Annotated in this window: 18 protein-coding genes; 7 read left to right on the forward strand and 11 right to left on the reverse strand. The window is 29.8% G+C overall.

Annotated elements, in window-relative coordinates; genetic code table 11:
• Window positions 1–494: 494 nt before the first annotated feature.
• The 6 genes from T473_RS0108440 to T473_RS0108465 form a co-directional block, all read right to left on the reverse strand.
• Window positions 495–1,436, reverse strand: a complete 942-nt coding sequence (locus T473_RS0108440) for a lipoate--protein ligase (protein ID WP_161627548.1) — start codon at window positions 1,434–1,436, stop codon at window positions 495–497.
• Window positions 1,429–3,126, reverse strand: coding sequence for a dihydrolipoyl dehydrogenase (gene lpdA, locus T473_RS0108445; RefSeq protein ID WP_024621520.1), 1,698 nt, complete (start codon window positions 3,124–3,126; stop codon window positions 1,429–1,431). The genes T473_RS0108440 and lpdA overlap by 8 nt, the downstream gene beginning before the upstream one ends.
• 63 nt (window positions 3,127–3,189) lie before the next feature.
• Window positions 3,190–3,543 (reverse strand): carboxymuconolactone decarboxylase family protein, encoded by a 354-nt coding sequence (locus T473_RS0108450; RefSeq protein WP_024621521.1) that lies wholly within the window; start codon window positions 3,541–3,543, stop codon window positions 3,190–3,192.
• Window positions 3,544–3,669: 126 nt separating this feature from the next.
• On the reverse strand, window positions 3,670–4,101 hold the full coding sequence (locus T473_RS0108455) for a MarR family winged helix-turn-helix transcriptional regulator (protein ID WP_024621522.1): 432 nt from the start codon (window positions 4,099–4,101) through the stop codon (window positions 3,670–3,672).
• Between the two features lie 218 nt (window positions 4,102–4,319).
• Window positions 4,320–4,445, reverse strand: coding sequence for a hypothetical protein (locus tag T473_RS19135; RefSeq protein ID WP_242825894.1), 126 nt, complete (start codon window positions 4,443–4,445; stop codon window positions 4,320–4,322).
• 319 nt (window positions 4,446–4,764) lie between these two features.
• A complete protein-coding gene (locus T473_RS0108465; protein ID WP_024621523.1) occupies window positions 4,765–5,652 on the reverse strand; it encodes a nitroreductase family protein in 888 nt (295 codons plus the stop codon).
• Between the two features lie 944 nt (window positions 5,653–6,596).
• Between T473_RS0108465 and T473_RS0108470 the strand changes: the two genes are divergently transcribed.
• Both T473_RS0108470 and T473_RS0108475 read left to right on the forward strand, forming a co-directional pair.
• Complete coding sequence (locus tag T473_RS0108470; protein ID WP_024621524.1) at window positions 6,597–6,908, forward strand: DUF6442 family protein; 312 nt, start codon at window positions 6,597–6,599, stop codon at window positions 6,906–6,908.
• Window positions 6,909–6,912: 4 nt separating this feature from the next.
• Window positions 6,913–7,125 (forward strand): helix-turn-helix transcriptional regulator, encoded by a 213-nt coding sequence (locus T473_RS0108475; RefSeq protein WP_024621525.1) that lies wholly within the window; start codon window positions 6,913–6,915, stop codon window positions 7,123–7,125.
• A gap of 108 nt (window positions 7,126–7,233) precedes the next feature.
• Here T473_RS0108475 and T473_RS0108480 read toward each other — a convergent pair whose 3' ends face one another.
• Entirely contained in the window at window positions 7,234–8,061 is an 828-nt protein-coding gene (locus tag T473_RS0108480; RefSeq protein ID WP_242825895.1) for a helix-turn-helix transcriptional regulator, read from the reverse strand.
• 556 nt (window positions 8,062–8,617) lie between these two features.
• On the opposite strand from T473_RS0108480, the gene T473_RS0108485 reads away from it, so the two are divergent.
• The 5 genes from T473_RS0108485 (at window position 8,618) to T473_RS0108510 (ending at window position 13,170) form a co-directional block, all read left to right on the forward strand.
• Entirely contained in the window at window positions 8,618–9,085 is a 468-nt protein-coding gene (locus T473_RS0108485) for a ferritin-like domain-containing protein (RefSeq protein WP_024621527.1), read from the forward strand.
• 464 nt (window positions 9,086–9,549) lie between these two features.
• Window positions 9,550–9,924, forward strand: a complete 375-nt coding sequence (locus tag T473_RS0108495; RefSeq protein ID WP_024621528.1) for a helix-turn-helix domain-containing protein — start codon at window positions 9,550–9,552, stop codon at window positions 9,922–9,924.
• Window positions 9,925–10,102: 178 nt separating this feature from the next.
• Window positions 10,103–10,318 (forward strand): ImmA/IrrE family metallo-endopeptidase, encoded by a 216-nt coding sequence (locus T473_RS17250; protein WP_278246357.1) that lies wholly within the window; start codon window positions 10,103–10,105, stop codon window positions 10,316–10,318.
• Between the two features lie 170 nt (window positions 10,319–10,488).
• Entirely contained in the window at window positions 10,489–11,646 is a 1,158-nt protein-coding gene (locus T473_RS0108505; protein WP_024621529.1) for a site-specific integrase, read from the forward strand.
• A 294-nt stretch (window positions 11,647–11,940) separates the two neighbouring features.
• Window positions 11,941–13,170, forward strand: coding sequence for an aminopeptidase (locus tag T473_RS0108510; protein WP_024621530.1), 1,230 nt, complete (start codon window positions 11,941–11,943; stop codon window positions 13,168–13,170).
• 97 nt (window positions 13,171–13,267) lie between these two features.
• On the opposite strand, the gene rarD is transcribed toward T473_RS0108510, so the two are convergent.
• The 4 genes from rarD to T473_RS0108525 form a co-directional block, all read right to left on the reverse strand.
• Window positions 13,268–14,182 carry an EamA family transporter RarD gene (gene rarD / locus T473_RS0108515; RefSeq protein ID WP_024621531.1) on the reverse strand — a complete coding sequence of 305 codons (915 nt, stop codon included), beginning with the start codon at window positions 14,180–14,182 and terminating at the stop codon, window positions 13,268–13,270.
• Window positions 14,183–14,246: 64 nt separating this feature from the next.
• Complete coding sequence (locus tag T473_RS19745; RefSeq protein WP_330369437.1) at window positions 14,247–15,272, reverse strand: cobalamin-dependent protein; 1,026 nt, start codon at window positions 15,270–15,272, stop codon at window positions 14,247–14,249.
• A 35-nt stretch (window positions 15,273–15,307) separates the two neighbouring features.
• Window positions 15,308–16,630, reverse strand: coding sequence for a homocysteine S-methyltransferase family protein (locus T473_RS19750; protein WP_330369438.1), 1,323 nt, complete (start codon window positions 16,628–16,630; stop codon window positions 15,308–15,310).
• Window positions 16,602–17,345 (reverse strand): vitamin B12 dependent-methionine synthase activation domain-containing protein, encoded by a 744-nt coding sequence (locus T473_RS0108525; protein ID WP_029791655.1) that lies wholly within the window; start codon window positions 17,343–17,345, stop codon window positions 16,602–16,604. The genes T473_RS19750 and T473_RS0108525 overlap by 29 nt, the downstream gene beginning before the upstream one ends.
• Window positions 17,346–17,518 lie beyond the last annotated feature (173 nt).

The raw sequence follows: 17,518 nt of genomic DNA on the forward strand, positions 1-17,518 counted from the left end.
AGTGTGGTATGAGATATCTTTCCCAGTCTCTCTGGACTAGTTTAAAAGACTTTATGTATTTATTTTTATTATCGATAGTAGTTAATCAACTTATCTGCTTAGCCTCTCTGGACTTAGAAAATTTATTGATTTAAATTATGATAGTTTAATTCCTATATCGATAGTTAATATTTTATTTGATCTTCTAATTATTAAACCACTTATTGCTCTTTCTGTCAATAAATCTTTTAATTTTTAACTTTAAATCAACATTATGATACATTCCGTTTGCTATAATATTGTTTTTAATCTTTCTTATAAGAAAAATTTATCTCATACTCAATCTTAGGAATGTATTTGGAGTTATTAAAGGATCGATTTTTTGTTGTCTTCTTCAGTAAATTATAAGTATTAAAAATAGACTATACTTTAATAGTCTATTTTTATATTATTTTGGTGCATTATAATTATTTTTTTATATTTACGTACAGCGTCCGATCAAAGTGTGTTGAATCTTAGAATTTCTTAGAGATAAGGTCAACTGTATTTTCATGATTAAATTTTGTATTTAATATTATATTTTTAATACTTTGGGGTAAATCAACATCCAAGGCATCTGTATACACGTTTGCATCAACTATTATTCCATCTTTGACTAAAAGATCAATGTCTACTCCGCCCCATGTAAATCGTTTTGAAATTTGATAATTAAATTCAGGTGAAGATCCGAAATTCCATTCCCAGCTTTCGTAAGTATTCATTAGTTTGTATATATCAGCTAATCTTATATGATCATCTTTAATAACTTTTTCGTCAACCATAAAAACTGATGAATTATTGCCCAATGATGAGAATGTATTTATTAAATCAGTTTTTAAACTCTCAGTTGTAATTTCACTATTGAGCTTATTTATATTTATTACTCTAGAGTTTACTGAATCAATTCCTTTAGATTTTAACTTATTTTCAGAAACAGTTAATATACGGCTCAATTTTTCTATATTAACATCAACTAATAAAGTACCGTGGTGACACAGTATATCGTTCTCAACAAAGAATGCATTTCCTGAGATCTTATTGCCATTTACTAAAATATCATTTTTTCCACAGAATTCAGCTTTAATCTCATTTAATGATAGTGCCTCAATAATAATTTTTATATTATCTTTTAATTTGCCTTCACAATAATCTGAAATAAATGTAAAGTTCAAATTCCCTTTATCATGAAAAACAGCTCCCCCTCCAGAAAGTCTTCTTACTAGCTTCCCTTTTTGGAGATTCAGTTCTTTTATATTACATTCCTTCCAAGGATTTTGGTTTATGCCTATAACTACAGTATTCTGATTCTGCCACAAGAATAAAATATCATCTTGGTGCGAATGATGCTTAACCAGGTACTCTTCAAATGCTAAATTAAAATATGGATTATAACTATTTGATATATATATTTTATGCAAAATGAATTGCCTCCCCAGTTATACCCAAGATAGCTTCATTGATAGACTCCGCTGTAGTTGGATGAGCAAATACAGTTTTGTTCAGTGTTCTGTAATCAGTCTTATTTTCAATAAAATGAGTGAAATTTGAAATTAGATCTGTGGCTCCAGGACCAATCACAGCAGCGCCCAAGATAACGTGATCTTCTTCACAATAAAGAACTTTTACAAACCCTTTACCTTCACCCTGACTTAGAGCCTTGCCGTTTGCAGCAAATGGGAACTTACTTATTTTATAAGGAATCTCACCCTTCTTAGCTTCTTTCTCGCTAAGCCCGACTACACCAATTTCTGGAGATAAGAATACTGCACTAGGAATAGCTGTATAATCCATAACACTTGTTTTACCCATACAATTTTCTGCCGCAACAATTCCTTGATGGCTGGCCACATGAGCAAGTTGTATTTTATTTGTAATATCTCCGATTGCATAGATAGATGGATTTGTAGTAACCATACTACTATTTACTTCTATTCCATTCTTTCTCTCATTTAACTCTACATCAAGTTCATCTAAATCAATAGAAGATAAATTAGGTTTTCTCCCAACTGACATTAAAACAGTATCACTAATTACAAAGTGCTTATTATCATCTTTTGAAAAAGCTACTACTGTTTCATCATCTTCGGACATAAATATTTCTTCTACCTTTGAATTTGTACAAATTTTAATACCACGTTGATTGCATTCATCTACAACTATATCTATTATATCGTTATCAAGACTGGATAAGATATTATCCATATACTCTACTACCGTTACTTTACAACCATATGAATTAAAAATAAATGCAAATTCCATTCCTATAACTCCACCACCAATAACAGTAAGGGTCTTAGGTATACTGTTAAGGTCTAGAATCTCTTCATTGGTTAAAACTGATTGTAGATCTGAACCTGGAACATTTAATTTTGCAGGTGATGAACCTGTCGCTATAATTATATTTTTAGCTTTAATAGTAGCGTCTATTTTATTGTTATTAACAGTTATAATATCTTTTGAAACCTTTGCTTCACCTTCGATATACTTTACCTGCCAGTGCCCTAAAAGATGTTTTATACCACCAGTTAAGTTTGAAACTACTTCATTTTTTCTTTCTACAATTTTATCTAATTGTATATCTAATTGATTAGTTTTTATTCCAAATTCAGAACACTTTTTCATTTCATCATAAAGGTGTGCACTTTTGACAAAGCTTTTTGTCGGTATACAACCATAATTTAAACATGTTCCACCAAGCTTGTCCTTTTCAATTAGCACAACACTAGCCCCTAATTGAGCAGCACGAATTGCTGAAACATATCCACCTGGTCCTCCACCAATGATTGCAATATCACAAACAATATCTTCTTTCTTAGGTTTTGCTAAACCAAAGTTATATTTAACATTAGATTGTGCCGGCTCTTTATTAACTTTTTCCCCTTCAATTTCTGCTATAGCTTCACCAATTTTGATATTCTGACCTTCCTCTATCAGAACATTTAGTATCGTTCCTTCATATTGTGATTTCACTAGAAAGTTTCCTTTTGCAGATTCAGCGTTAAAAAGTCCATAGCCCTCTTGAATTTGCTGTCCTTGCTTTATTAAGATTTTGCCAACTTTTGCATTTTTATCCTCGCCAGATAATTTATTTAGTATAATATTTGTCATATCATTCTCCTTAATAAAGAGGTTAAGTTAGATATCCTCTTCCCCGATTTAAATACATTTTATTTATTTGAAATCGTTTTCAAACTCGTTAATGCAATCCTTTAATATTGTTACTGAATATGCCATAGAAGGCCCTCCACCAAAAGCCACTGAAACCATAGCTGCTTCTATAATTTCTTCTTTAGTAGCCCCTGCTTCAAACGCTTTGTAAGAATGGTAAACTATACAGTATTCACATCTATTATAACAAGCGATTCCAACACTAATAAGTTCTTTTGTTTTAAGATCCATCGCATTTGGTTCATACGCAGAACCTAATAATCCCATAAATGCTCCAACCATCTGCTCGTTTGTTTCACCAAGGGCTCCAATCCCACCTACAAAATCATTTAGCATCTCTCTAACATTCTTCGCCATTTCATTACCTCCTAATATTTTTATTATTTTTAAAATACTTTAATTAAATATTGATTGCTATACTAATTATTAGTATAGCAATCAATATTTTTAATGTCAATAAAAAAAGAAATGATATAATTATTATCATTTCTTAATATTATTTGACATTTTATCTAAAACTCTATAAAAAGTTACTAGTTCTTCCTCTGTTATATCCTCTAAAAGTAAATCACTAAAATATTTTCCTTCAGGCAATAATATCTCAATCTTATTTCGACCATCGTTAGTCAGCTCAAGAAATTTTACACGTTTATCTTTTGGATTTTCAACCCGATTAATTAATCCATCTCTCTCCATCCTATCTACAAGTCTAGCAAGAGAAGAATCTTTTATGTTCATCAAAGTAGCTAATTCCTTTTGGCTTATAGATTTGTTTTCTTCATTCAAAAAATATAAAGCAATCCATTGTATTCTAGTTGATCCTTTAGCTTCTAAGCGTCTATTGAAATCTTCTGAAACAAACTTCATTGTTGTATTAGTTATAAATCCAATACATTCAGACAGATTAAATTTCATTATTATCATTCCTTCCATATACATCATTTTGGTGAGTTTTTTTGATTAGTTAAATTTACATAGGTCTATGATGCTTAACAAAGTTTACAGCTATTTAGTTGATTCTATATATTATATAATACATTACTAAGAAATATTTATGTAGATATTTTAGAATTATTCAATTAATAAATCATCGATAGTTTGATTATGAAATCTTTTAATTCCTTTATTTAAATTTAATCTGCCTCTGTAACTGTATAGCGTAAAATAGTTTTCATCTTTAATAGGTCCGCTTTACGGGGATCAGATAGGTATATTTCTCTATGTTGAGTTCTATTTCTAACTAAGTTATTACTCTTCATAAAATCCTCTATCTTTTCAAAACTAGCAAGTTCATCATCTTAGAAACTAATATCATCTAGTAAAGGAGAAGGCTTTTTCTTTTTTGTAATTTCAAGTGCCTTCTCAAACACTTCCTCAGATGCGAACTTGTGCTTTCTCCTTTCATGTTTTATCCTTATTATCTCACCTAAAGTGTATAATATGACATATATATGTCTAGTTTAATTTTTATATCTTAAACACCTCTGAATATAAAAAAACAGACAATTAATTATTTAAATTTAATGTGTAAAATATAAATAATTAATTACCTGTTAAGTATGCGTAATCTTTTGTATCTTACCGACCTTTATCTTTACTTCCAGCCTCTATACCCTCTTCACCAGATTCTAAATTAACGCCTGATGTTTTAATACTAATAAAGTACTCCTTACCCCTTCTATCCTTATGCTCTGCTTTTTCATAAATAACGTTTACTTCATGGTATTTACAGGCAATATCAAAATGCCTTAGAGCAGCTCCCACGCTTATCTTAGACATTTCCTCTAAATGTTGCTTTTGTTTTTTTTCACATAAGTGCACCAATTCGCCCTCTTTATAAAAAAACCAGGGCTGACAATTATTTATAGATGGAGCTCTTCTAGCCATCTCCAATATACAATCCCACTCAGAACTCCCTTTAAAGCCTTTCGTTATATCCTTAAGCGATTTTCTATCTGGGTTTGCATCTCTTCTCCTAAATAGTTCCTCTCCTTTAGCAGGATATCCAAATGCGATTATTACGTAAGGTGATTCATCTATTTCTTCTTCTTCTTCTTCAAAAAAGTCTATCTGAGAATCCTCTCTATCGCTTTTCTCTTCGCTATCTATTATATCTTTCATATCTTCTTTATCTAAATTGCTTTCTATGTAACACGTCCCTATTCCCAAAGATGTAAGCTGAAGAACAACACTTTCAATTGCAAAGCCAATATTTTGTAAATAGTCAGTACCTTTGTCAGATGACACAACTATATAATGAGGAGCTTTTACCTTACACTCCTTCCCCATTAAAAAGTGTATAATGTGGCCTCTATCTACAACATTAGCTTTTATATTCAAATCCTCATTGAGGTATGTTATATTCTTACATATTCTCTTGATATCTTCTATCATAGGTTGTTTAACTTTTTTTACAGAATACTTTTCTACAGTTTTTCTATAAAAAATCGCTTCGTATAACTCCACCTATATCCCTCCTAATAAAATCTTCCATATTCTATTCTATAATAACTATGTATTTCATGTATCCTTTTAAATAGCTGGTATTACCGTTTTATAAAATATATAAATGTCAGCTAATGTCAGTTTGTGTTAGTTATCCACAACCCACAAGAATAATTTTATCATATTTATACCTAATTTAAAATAGAATTAAGGGCTATACTGAAACCATTTTTATTAGTATATAGGAATTTTTATTTTAATAAAAAAAGAGTTAGATATTATTTTTATCTAACTCCTCTTTTTTTCCTCGAATTACCATATTTTTTATCTAAATTGAAGGATGTATTACATGTTCTTTTCATAGGGTTTATTTGTGATAATTCTGTGTCAACCAGTCATATTCCTCGTTAAACTGCATAATGCCCGAATCTATATATAAGTTTTTTTCATCGTTTCTTTTTTACTTCTTGTCTCTTATAATTCTTAATATACAATATTTTAAAATCATAAAAAGAGACCTTAAGCAATTATTGCTTGTAGGTCCCTTTAAATATTATAAATTATTCTATTTTAAGATAAAATTTAAAACTATTTTTTAATACCTTGATATTCCCAAAGCTGAATTTGAAATCAGTTTAATAAACTGAGTCTTACATATAAAACTCTATATATTATTTTAAAATCCTTCATTTTTTAACAAAATTCTTCTAATCAAAATATTATTACAGTATGGATAATAAGTAGTCGATCTTAAGCATAAAAAGGGCACTTAAGTTATTTAAACCAACTAGCTCTAATTATTGTATTTTTTATTGCTAAATAATATCTTTTGCATTATTCTTTACTTTGTAGTGTGGGAAATTATATGTCATGACAACAAAACTTGGTAAAAGAGTTGACAATAAAACTTGGCATGTTATAATAAACTTAACAAGTATACTTGGCAAATAATAGGAGGTCTTTCTATGGATAAACAAGAAATCTTAAATAAGAGTCGTAATTCAAGTACTGATGAAGGGTTTGAATATTTTGAGAATAAAGGACTAAGAATAGGATATACTGCGTTCTACTTTGTAGCTATTTTCATTATTATATTTAAAAATTATATTGGCGAAGAAAGCGATTCTATATTTACATTATTATGGATATTTTTTTCAGTTGGCTCTATTTCTAAATTTAAGTTCACGCATAAAAAGATTTATCTATTCGGTTCTATAATTTCTTTAATACTTATGATTTATTCTTTTGTTAATTTTATTTTAGGATCATTGGGTTAAGCATATGAATGAAGAATTAGTATTAAAAAATCATTTAAAAGAAGTTCGAGCAGAAAAGAAATTGTCTCAAACTCAATTAGCAGAGATGGTCGGCGTGTCAAGAAATACTATTAGTTCTATAGAAACAGGTCAATTCAACCCAACAGCAAAGTTAGCACTTATTTTGTGTATTGCTTTAGATAAAAAATTTGAAGAATTATTCTATTTTGGAGAATAGTAAAATATTTGTTAAAATAATTAAAAGAAACAAAAGAAGACCTGAATTAGTTTTCGGGTCTTCTTTATTTATACACTCTTTAGATGCTTTAAAACTGGTTGCATTAATTCACTTTGCCTTTTTCATAATATCTTTTCTTCGATAAATGTAATAATAATACGTATATAATTTATGTATAACACTATTAACGTCTTTATTATCTAAATTTATATATCTAATATTACAAATACTTTTATTAAATTCTTTATCAGCAAAACTCTTTCTATATTCTAAAGGAGTGCAGTTATATTCTTTCTTAAAAACCTTATAAAAGTAACTGGTACTAGAGAAGCCATTAATTAGAGCTATCTCTGTCATATTTTTATCGCTGTGTAAAATCATAATTGTTGCTTTTTCCAATCTTATTTTATTTAAATAATTTTGAAACGACATCCCAATATTATCTTTAATGCAATGGGACATAAAATGATAATTAAGATTGAATTCATTTGCTACTACGCTTAATGTAATATCGGTATTATATTTTTCTTTAATATAGTTTGTAATATTGTCAATTCTATTATCTTTTCGAACTTCAAAATACTTTGATCCTCTTTTAACCTCAAAATTATTATATAAATATTCTCCTATTAAACAAAGATAACTACAGGCTTTTAACTCAAAACCATTCTCTCCTTTTACTAAAACCAATAATAAATTAGAAATTAAATTTCTCGCTTTATCATAAATATACTTATTATTATCATTCTCATAAATAGAGTTACATTTAAAATAGATATAATTATAGCTGGGGAGATAGTTTATTAATACTTTTGCATTAATTTTAATAGATATATATTTGTTTTTACTTAAACTCATAATTGAATGTGTTTCATTCCCGTTTATTAATATAAAATCATCTTCTTTGAGAATGCTTGCTTCTTTTCTAATATTCACTTTTAAACTTCCTTCTATAACTAAAAAAATAAACTCTAGTTCTTCATGACAGTGAATGCTGCAACAGCTATCTTTATGAAAAACTACATCAATTGGAAAAGTATTCTGGTCTATTTTGTTAATAAATTTATCATCGATTACGACCCACTCCTTGTTATTCATTAAGAATAATAATTTGCGATCTATAGATTCGTCTTTATTTGCAACATTAATATATATTAAGGATTTCGTTGTTAAATTAAAAATACCCATTGCTATTAAATATGAAACGAATAAACAGTAAAATATATTAGTTAAATATTTCCATGAACTACATTTTAACTATAATGAATACTTTAATCATACTTATAATTAAATTACATCTCCACTATTCTATTTTCCAACCACTCAATTATTGTATTAACATTGGTTTAATTCCTTTTTTATCGAATATCTCCATACTATCACCATTCTATGAGTAGTATGATCAATGATGTAATATTAGCTTAATTTTATTAATGTGTCCTAAATGTTAATTAGAGCATATATCTATAGTAAAACATTTAGGAGGTCCATTATGAATGAAGACAATTACCCAAGTCCTATTCAATTAGAAAATGCAATATACACAATAGGAAATTCTGTGGAATCCGAGGAGATAATTAATAGATATTACCAATGGTTAATTGACAATATTCCAGAGTCTGAACTTACTCCAGGACAGAATGATCGAATAAGGAATATCCTTGAAACTATACAACAAGATAAGATTAATCATAATAGAATTTTAAAAAATATATATTATGAACTTACAGGTAATGTTGTAACTATAGTAGAAAAAGAATTTGCTGAACCTAAAGACTTTAAAATGGAAATTATGTATGAATATATCAGAGCCTTAGAGGGAATCCAGAAATACAGACTCGTTATGTTCGGAATGCCTAATCTTAGTTATAGAGACTTAATTTATATCATTATATCTGACGAAATAAGGCATGCAAGTTTATATAATTATATTACAGCAAGCTTGAATAATTTAGTTTAGCTCCATATTCTGTTTCTAAAAAGCCAGATGATATTACGTCATTTGGCTTTATTTTTATCTCTAAACATTGGTTTGATTCCTTTTTCATCACTATCACACCTTAGGGATAGCATGGTCAATTATGATTAATTTTAAGCATAAAAAAGAACTAGACTACTTATACACTAACAGCACCAGAACCAGGTTTACCTTCTAATCCATGTCCACCGTGTATTGCTCTAGTTTGTCAAGCCTCTCTGAACTAGCCCCCCTTTATGTTAAATTCTTTTGGGATCTAAGCTCTGATAGAGTTTTTAAATCTTTCACTAATATCAACTTCTTTTTGCTTTCATATTGTGAACTTAATTATACTCTACTCGCTTTGTGTTAGCAAGCCAATATATTTTTCCACACTTTGAGAGCATATGTATTTTAGCTCACTAAATGTGATATACTTATTTTAAAAAAAGAAATGGGTGATCAATATGTTGGGTAAAAAAATATCTTATCTTAGGAAAAAAAGAAAACTAAGCCAAAGAGAATTAGCTAAGGATTTAAATATCGGGAATAGTACACTTGCAATGTATGAATTAGAAAAACGAGAACCAGACTTTGATACATTGCAAAAGATTGCAGATTATTTTGATGTATCTACTGATTATCTTCTAGGAAGAACAGATATAAAAAAATCAGAATTAGAAAATGAAGATGAAGAAAAAGACATAGAAAAGGCGATAGATGAATTACTGCAACAAGAGGGGCTTATGTTATGCGGTGATGAATTAGATGATGAAGCGTTATTACTACTAAGAGATTCTATACGAACTACTATTAAACTAATGCGTGCTAATAAAAAGTAATCCTGGGGGTGGATATGTGAGAGATATTAAAAATCTTGTTTGAAATTTTATAAATATCTATAAAACAACTAATGTCTATGAATTATGCTCACAATTAAATATCCGAATTTATAAAAGCCATTTAAAAATATAAAAGGAAGGATATTTTTTAAATATTTCTGAGGGTATCTCTATAGTTATTGATTATGATTTGGATGAGCATGAGGAAAGATGTGTGATAGCTCATGAACTTGGACATGTAATGTTACATCGAAGTTCATATATATGTTACTTGAAAAATTACACATATTCAGATACTAATAAATTAGAAAATGAAGCTAATGAGTTTGCATCGGAATTACTTATTACAGATGGAGAGATAAAGGAAGCATTAGAAAAACAATTTTCTATGTAGCAGATAGCGTGCTACTTCGAAGTTCCTTTGGAGCTTATAGAATATAAATTTAATCATAAAATATAAGTGATTATTGAAAATCATTAAATAAAGATTAACAGGAGTAGCAAACACTACTCTTTTATATATAAATTTAAACAAACATATATTCTGCAAGGAGGGAAGATTTTATGAATGTAAAATCTTGTTTTATAAGGAAAAGAGGTCAAAGATATTGTGTAGTAGTTGAATACCTAGATAATGAGACTGGCATATATAAACAGAAAATAGATGAATCTTTTATTTTTAAAAAAGAAGCTGAAAATCATCTAATTGAAGTCAGATATTACATAAATAATAATAAATATAAGAAGCAAACAGATATGACATTTGTGGAAAGATGTGTTTTGTATGTAGAAAATGCTAAAAATCGTATAGAACATAGCACTTTAATTAATTACAATTCCTATATTAAAAACCATGTAAAACCTTATTTTAATGATTTTAAACTAGTTGATATAACTCCAACATATTTACAAACCTTTGTTGACTACATTTATAATAAACATACCAAGGGTTGTGCAAGCCAATACGTAACGTTTACAATGGTTGTATTAAAAGAAGCGTTTCGTTTAAATGAAATACCTAATAATGTCTGCGATTATGTAAAAAGGCCTGTTATTAACTCGAATGACGATTACAAATTGTCTAAGGGAGAAACTGTTTATCGAAATGACATAAATCCATACATAGAAGAAGAAGCTAAATTCGTATTAAAAAAAATACACACTAGTGTTGTGGAATTACCAGTGACATTGATATTAATTCTCGGGCTAAGAAAGACAGAAGCAACGGGACTCGCTTGGGATTGCATAGATTTTGAGAATAATAAAATAGTAATAAAAAGAAGGTTGGTATACGAAAACTATAACGGATTTGTTTTTGGACCTACAAAAAATAAAAAAAGAAGGGCTTTGAAAGCTCCAAAATATTTAATGGATTTATTAAAAAATGAAAAGATAAGACAGAATAAATTAAAACTAAATGGATTATTAAAAAATGAATTAAATCTTGTATGCTTAAACTCTGCATTAAAACCATTCCATCCTTCTAGTGTAAATGACGCATATAAATCATTTTGCAAGAAAAATAATATAAGAGAAATAAAAGTTCATGATTTAAGACATACTAATGCAAGTATCTTAGTTGCATCTGGAACAAACTTTAAAACTATTTCTGAAAGATTAGGTCACAGTGATATAAAAATAACTCTTAATCGATATTCGCATCTTTTAGATTCAATGGATGAAGAGGCTAATAACAATCTCGAGAATATATTGTTTAAATAAATGTCAGTTAATATGTCAGCTAATATGTAAAATGTCAGGCAAATGTCAGCTATTTCTATAAACCCCTTTATCATATAAAAGAGCATTCTCATATTGGAAACATACGAATACAATTATAGATTATTATGTGTAGTTATTATATTCTATAATAATTAGACATAATTATCACGATAATTTGTATTTTTTAAAGGTTTTTTATAAATAATTATTTATGGGTATAAAATCATATATTATGTTCCAAAATTTAACTAGTGGTATAATATATATAGATTACTTTTTTGAGGAGGTAAAGAGATGGATTTTGAAAGAAATTTACAGAAATACGCAGAACTATCAATAAAAGTTGGAGTTAATATACAACAAGATCAAGACTTACTTATAAGATCACCTATAGAATGTGCAGAATTCGTTAGACTTGCAGTTAAAGAAGCTTATAAATGCGGGGCTAAAAATGTACACGTTGAGTGGTCAGATGAAGAGACTGCTCTTATCAAGTACTTAAACGCTCCGGAAGAAGTCTTTAACGAATTTCCTAAGTGGGTAGCAGATCAATATACAGATATAGCAAAACGCGGTGGCGCATTTCTATCAGTATATGCTCAAGACCCAGATTTACTTAAAGATGTAGATCCTCAGAGAGTTGCAAATTACCAGAAAGCTTCTGGAGCAGCCTTAAAAGAATGGCGTTCTTACACACTTACAGATAAGTGTAAATGGAGTATAGTTTCTATACCTACAAAAGCATGGTCAAAGAAAGTTTTTCCTGGAGTATCTGAAAATGAGGCAATAGACAAAATGTGGGATGCTATATTTAAGTGCACTAGGGTTGATGGTCAAGATCCTATCAAGGCTTGGGAAGAACACAATAAAAATCTTAAAGTCAGAATGGACTTCTTAAACAGTAAGAACTTTAAAAAATTAGAGTATAAATCACCAAAAACTGAACTTATAATTGAACTTCCAGACAATCATATTTGGCTTAGTGGAGCTTCTAAAGACCCTAATGGCGTGGACTTCAATCCAAATATTCCTACTGAGGAGATCTTTGGTATGCCTCATAAACACAAAGTAAATGGTACTGTTTACAGCACTAAACCTCTAGTATACGGTGGTAATGTAATAGACGACTTTTCAATTACTTTTAAAAACGGTAAAATCATTGATTTTACAGCAGAAAAAGGACTTGAGACCCTTACTAAATTAATCGAGACAGATGAGGGTTCTCATTATCTAGGAGAGGTCGCTTTAGTTCCATACGATTCACCTATATCTAATAGCAATATAGTATTTTTCAACACTCTTTACGATGAAAATGCCTCTTGCCATTTAGCAATAGGGTCAGCATACAAAACTTGTATGAAAGGCGGAGATCAAATCAAAGAAGAGGACTCAGACAAATACGGAATCAATGAAAGTATAACTCACGTAGACTTTATGGTTGGTTCAGCCGAATTAGATATAGTGGGAACAACTGAAAGCGGAGATCAAATACAAATATTCAAAGACGGAAACTGGGCTTTCTAAATATACAGATAGTACATTTTATATTTTATAATAGATAAAGTATAAAACATCCTTTATATGAAATACAAAAACGTTCTATTGAACCCGTTTTTTGTAATTAATTTTCAACTAAAGTTTCAACTTCCGATCCTTCTTTTGACACATTCTTAGAGATATTTCCACATATAAATATTGCAATTCCAATCCATATACTTATAAATCCAGATAACTGTGCAATTGAGAATATCTCTTTAAACAGAAATACTGCCGAAATGAGCATAAGAGTAGGACTTACATACTGAATAAACCCTAAAGCTATATAAGAAACCCTTTTAGCTGCTATTGAGAATAATAAAAGCGGTATAACCGTTACAATACCCGTTCCTATAATAGTAAGTATAATTCCCAAATCAAAACTTATAAATCCAGTTGAAGAATAAAATGCTAAATAGCAAAGTGCAAAAGGAGCGAGAATAAATGTTTCCATAAATAAACTTGTCGATGAAGATATATCTACTTTCTTTTTTGTTAAACCGTACAAACTAAAAGTTACAGCAAGCAATATTGCCGTCCAAGGAAATTTTCCTGTACTGATAGATAATATAATGACTCCTATTACTGCAAATATACATGCTATAATTGCTGGCTTTGTAATCTTTTCATTTAGAATTATTACTGCAATAATTACGTTTACAAGCGGATTCATATAATATCCCAAACTAGCATCGATTACATTTCCAGAAGAAACCGAGGTTATAAACAACAGCCAGTTCATAGAAATAAACAATGCCCCTAAAGACATATACATAAGTTTAGTTTTATTGTGAAGGATATCTTTTATCTCAAAACTAGTCTCTTTTATCTTACCAAGTGCGATGAGCGCTAAAAATATAAATAAACTTGAAAAAAGTATTCTATATGCCAATACTTCTTTTGAATCAATATGCTGCAGAATTTTCCAATAAAATGGAAGTATACCCCAAGCTATATATGCTATAAAACCATATAGGTAACCTTTGTTATCTTTATTCATGATACTACCTCTTTCTGTATACATTATTTTGATCTTTTACAAATTGTCCTTATCCAATTCTACTCTATAAATTCTCCTTTGCTATCTCAACAGCTGACTTCGCATCTTTAGAATAAAAATCTGCACCGATTTCTTTTGCATAGTTTTCTGTTAAAACAGCTCCTCCAACGAACACTTTTGTATCGATATTATTTTCCCTTAAATATTTAATCGTATCTTCCATACTTTGAACAGTTGTAGTCATAAGAGCACTTAGACCTACTAATTTTACATTATGCTCCGATGCTACTCTTACAACTTCCTCAATAGGAACATCTTTTCCTAAATCTATAACCTCATATCCATAGTTTTCAAGCATTATCTTTACGATATTTTTTCCTATATCATGTATATCACCTTTAACTGTTGCAACTATTATCTTTCCTTTAGTTACTGTCTCTATATTTTTTTTAAGAGATATAGATTTTATGATGCTCAATGAATTTTTCACGGCTTCGGCAGATTGTATAAGTTGTGGTAAGAACATTTCCCCCGTATCAAACTTTTTTCCTACTTTATCTAGCGCTGGTATTAGTATATTATCTATTATATAATCCCCGTTGTTAGTCTCAAGAAGTCTTAATGTTTCCTTTTCAGCCTCATCTTTTAGACCTCTCTGAACTATTGTATCTAATGAAATCTCTGCGGAAGTGTTATTTTCTACTTTTGGCATTTCAACATTTACATTGCTGTATTTATCTATGTAGTCTACACTTCCTTTATCTATATTGTACAAAACTCTAAATGAGTCTATTGCTTCCATCATACTAGTCGCATTAGGATTTATTATAGCTAGGTCTAACCCTGCTCCTAAAGCTAGTGTTAAAAATGCAGTATTTATTGCTTTCCTGTTAGGAAGTCCAAATGAAATATTTGATACTCCTAAAATAGTTTTAGCTCCAAGTTTTTTAACTTCTGTAAGAGCCGTCAAAGTCTCAGCAGCTTCTTCTTGTTGTGCTGATACAGTAAGAGATAGACAGTCTATAAATATATCTTCTCTCTTTATTCCGTATTCCTCTGCTCTTGATATAATCTTCTTAGCTATTTTCAATCTTCCCTCTGCGCTGCTAGGTATTCCATTTTCATCTAAGCTAGACCAACTACGCCCGCTCCATACTTCTTAACTATAGGTAAGATACTTTCTAGAGATTCATCTTTTCCGTTTACCGAATTTACTATTGCTCTACCATTATAGTATCTAAGACCCGCTTCTAGTACCTCAGGGTCTGAGGAATCTATAAGCAACGGTATATCTATTACTGCTTGGATTTCTTTTATAAATTTTATCATTACCCTTTTTTCATCTATACCTGGAAGACCCACATTTATATCTAATATTTGAGCTCCAGAGCTAGCCTGCTCTAATGCTAGGTTGATTGCGTATTCAGCGCTTTCTTTTTTTATAGACTCTTGAAGTAATTTTTTACCAGTAGGATTTATTCTTTCTCCAACAACTATCGGAGCACTTATCTCTAAGTTCTGAGAATAAGAACAGACTCTGCTCTTGAATTCATTATCCAATACAACCTTTTTTAATGAAGGTAAATTGTCAGAAATTTCTTTTATAAATTCTGGATTTGTACCACAACAACCGCCAACTATACTTACACCCATCTCCACAAATTTTTTAACTCCATCAAAAAATTCTTCAGGTGTAATATCGTATACAGTTGCTCCATCTGCAACTTTTGGAAGTCCTGCATTTGCCTGAACCATAACTGGTATTGATGAGAGTTTTGTAATCTTTTCTACGATCGGAACAAGTTGTATAGGACCCAATGAACAGTTGACACCTATTGCATCAACGCCAAGTCCTTCTACTGCAACAACCATACTTTCAGGAAGACATCCTGTAAAACTTCGTCCACCTTCATCAAATGTCATTGTACAAAATATTGGAAGGCTTGTGTTTTCCTTAACTGCAAGAACAGCAGCCCTCACTTCTCCCAAGTCCATCATAGTCTCTATTACAACTAAATCTGCTCCGGCTTTTTCACCCTCGATTGCTTGTCTTTTAAATATCTCATAAGCTCTATCAAAGCTTAGCGTCCCCATTGGCTCGAGCATCTCACCTATTGGCCCTATATCTAGTGCAATATATCTTGGCTTTGTATTATCCTTGGGAAGTCTATTTATCGCTTTTTGGGCAACACTTACAGCATTATCTATAATCATTTCTACAGTGTACTCACCCGTCAATTTTAATTCATTACATCCAAAAGTATTAGTCAAAATTACATTTGATCCCGAATTTAAATAACTAAAATGAATATCTGAAAGTTTTTCTGGATTTTGATATCCAAATATTTCAGGATTTTCCCCCAGTTTTAATCCTTTTTGTTGAAGCATAGTCCCCATTGCTCCGTCAAACAGTAATATATTATTCTTTATATACTCTAATATTTGCACAGCCCCCATCCTCTCTTTTATAGACACAAGTGTCTCTATTCTGACAATTACTACAAGATTTCTTTACTTCTTTATTATTATATTTTAATTCGCTTACCCCCATAATTGCAACAACTGATTTTCTAGGTATCATAATTCCGTTATCATTTATAGTGACCCCAATATTTCTTTGAGCACTCAAAACATCTAAGATACCTTTATTATTTTCTATTCCCAAATCTCCATATCCAGGACTGTACCTCATAGTAGTTGTTTTCTGCTCCTTTTTTAATCCATTATTAACAGACTCTTGAACTCTGTTGCAAATTTCCTCAATTGCAGTGGTTGCACATGAGTCTATGATGATACTTTTAGTTAGATCAGAATAAGAATATTTTCTTGTGAGTCTCTCTATTTCAACACCTAAAGTAGATGCCATAACAAATACTCTATCACAATCTTTTAATAGCTTGTAAATATCTTGGCTACTGTAGATTAAATTTGTGTTTTTTAATTTTATTGTACCTTCTTCGCCGCTATCTAAAATACATGAAGAGTATATAAACCTTGGATTTATCGTGCTCAATGTTAACTCCACGCATTCATCTATAGTGTTTTTTAAATCATCCTCAATATTTTGGCCTTTATACTGTAGATATCTTAGTACTTCATTTTTATCAATCTCGATATCTTTAATTACATCGTTATTCGTAAATTCATTAAAAACACTCTCCATGTAGATCTCCTCCTCCTGATTTAAAAATCATTTATTATAAGTAAACTATATATATTGTCAAAAAACAATTTATTTCCCAAGAAATACTTAATATATCTTTGTAAATGACAAAGATATCTAACTATTAGATATTTCTTGGGAAATAAAGTAGAAAAAAGTAGTTATGAAACATA

Source organism: Clostridioides mangenotii TR (assembly GCF_000498755.1).
In the GTDB taxonomy this organism is placed as follows: Bacteria; Bacillota; Clostridia; order Peptostreptococcales; family Peptostreptococcaceae; genus Metaclostridioides; species Metaclostridioides mangenotii_A.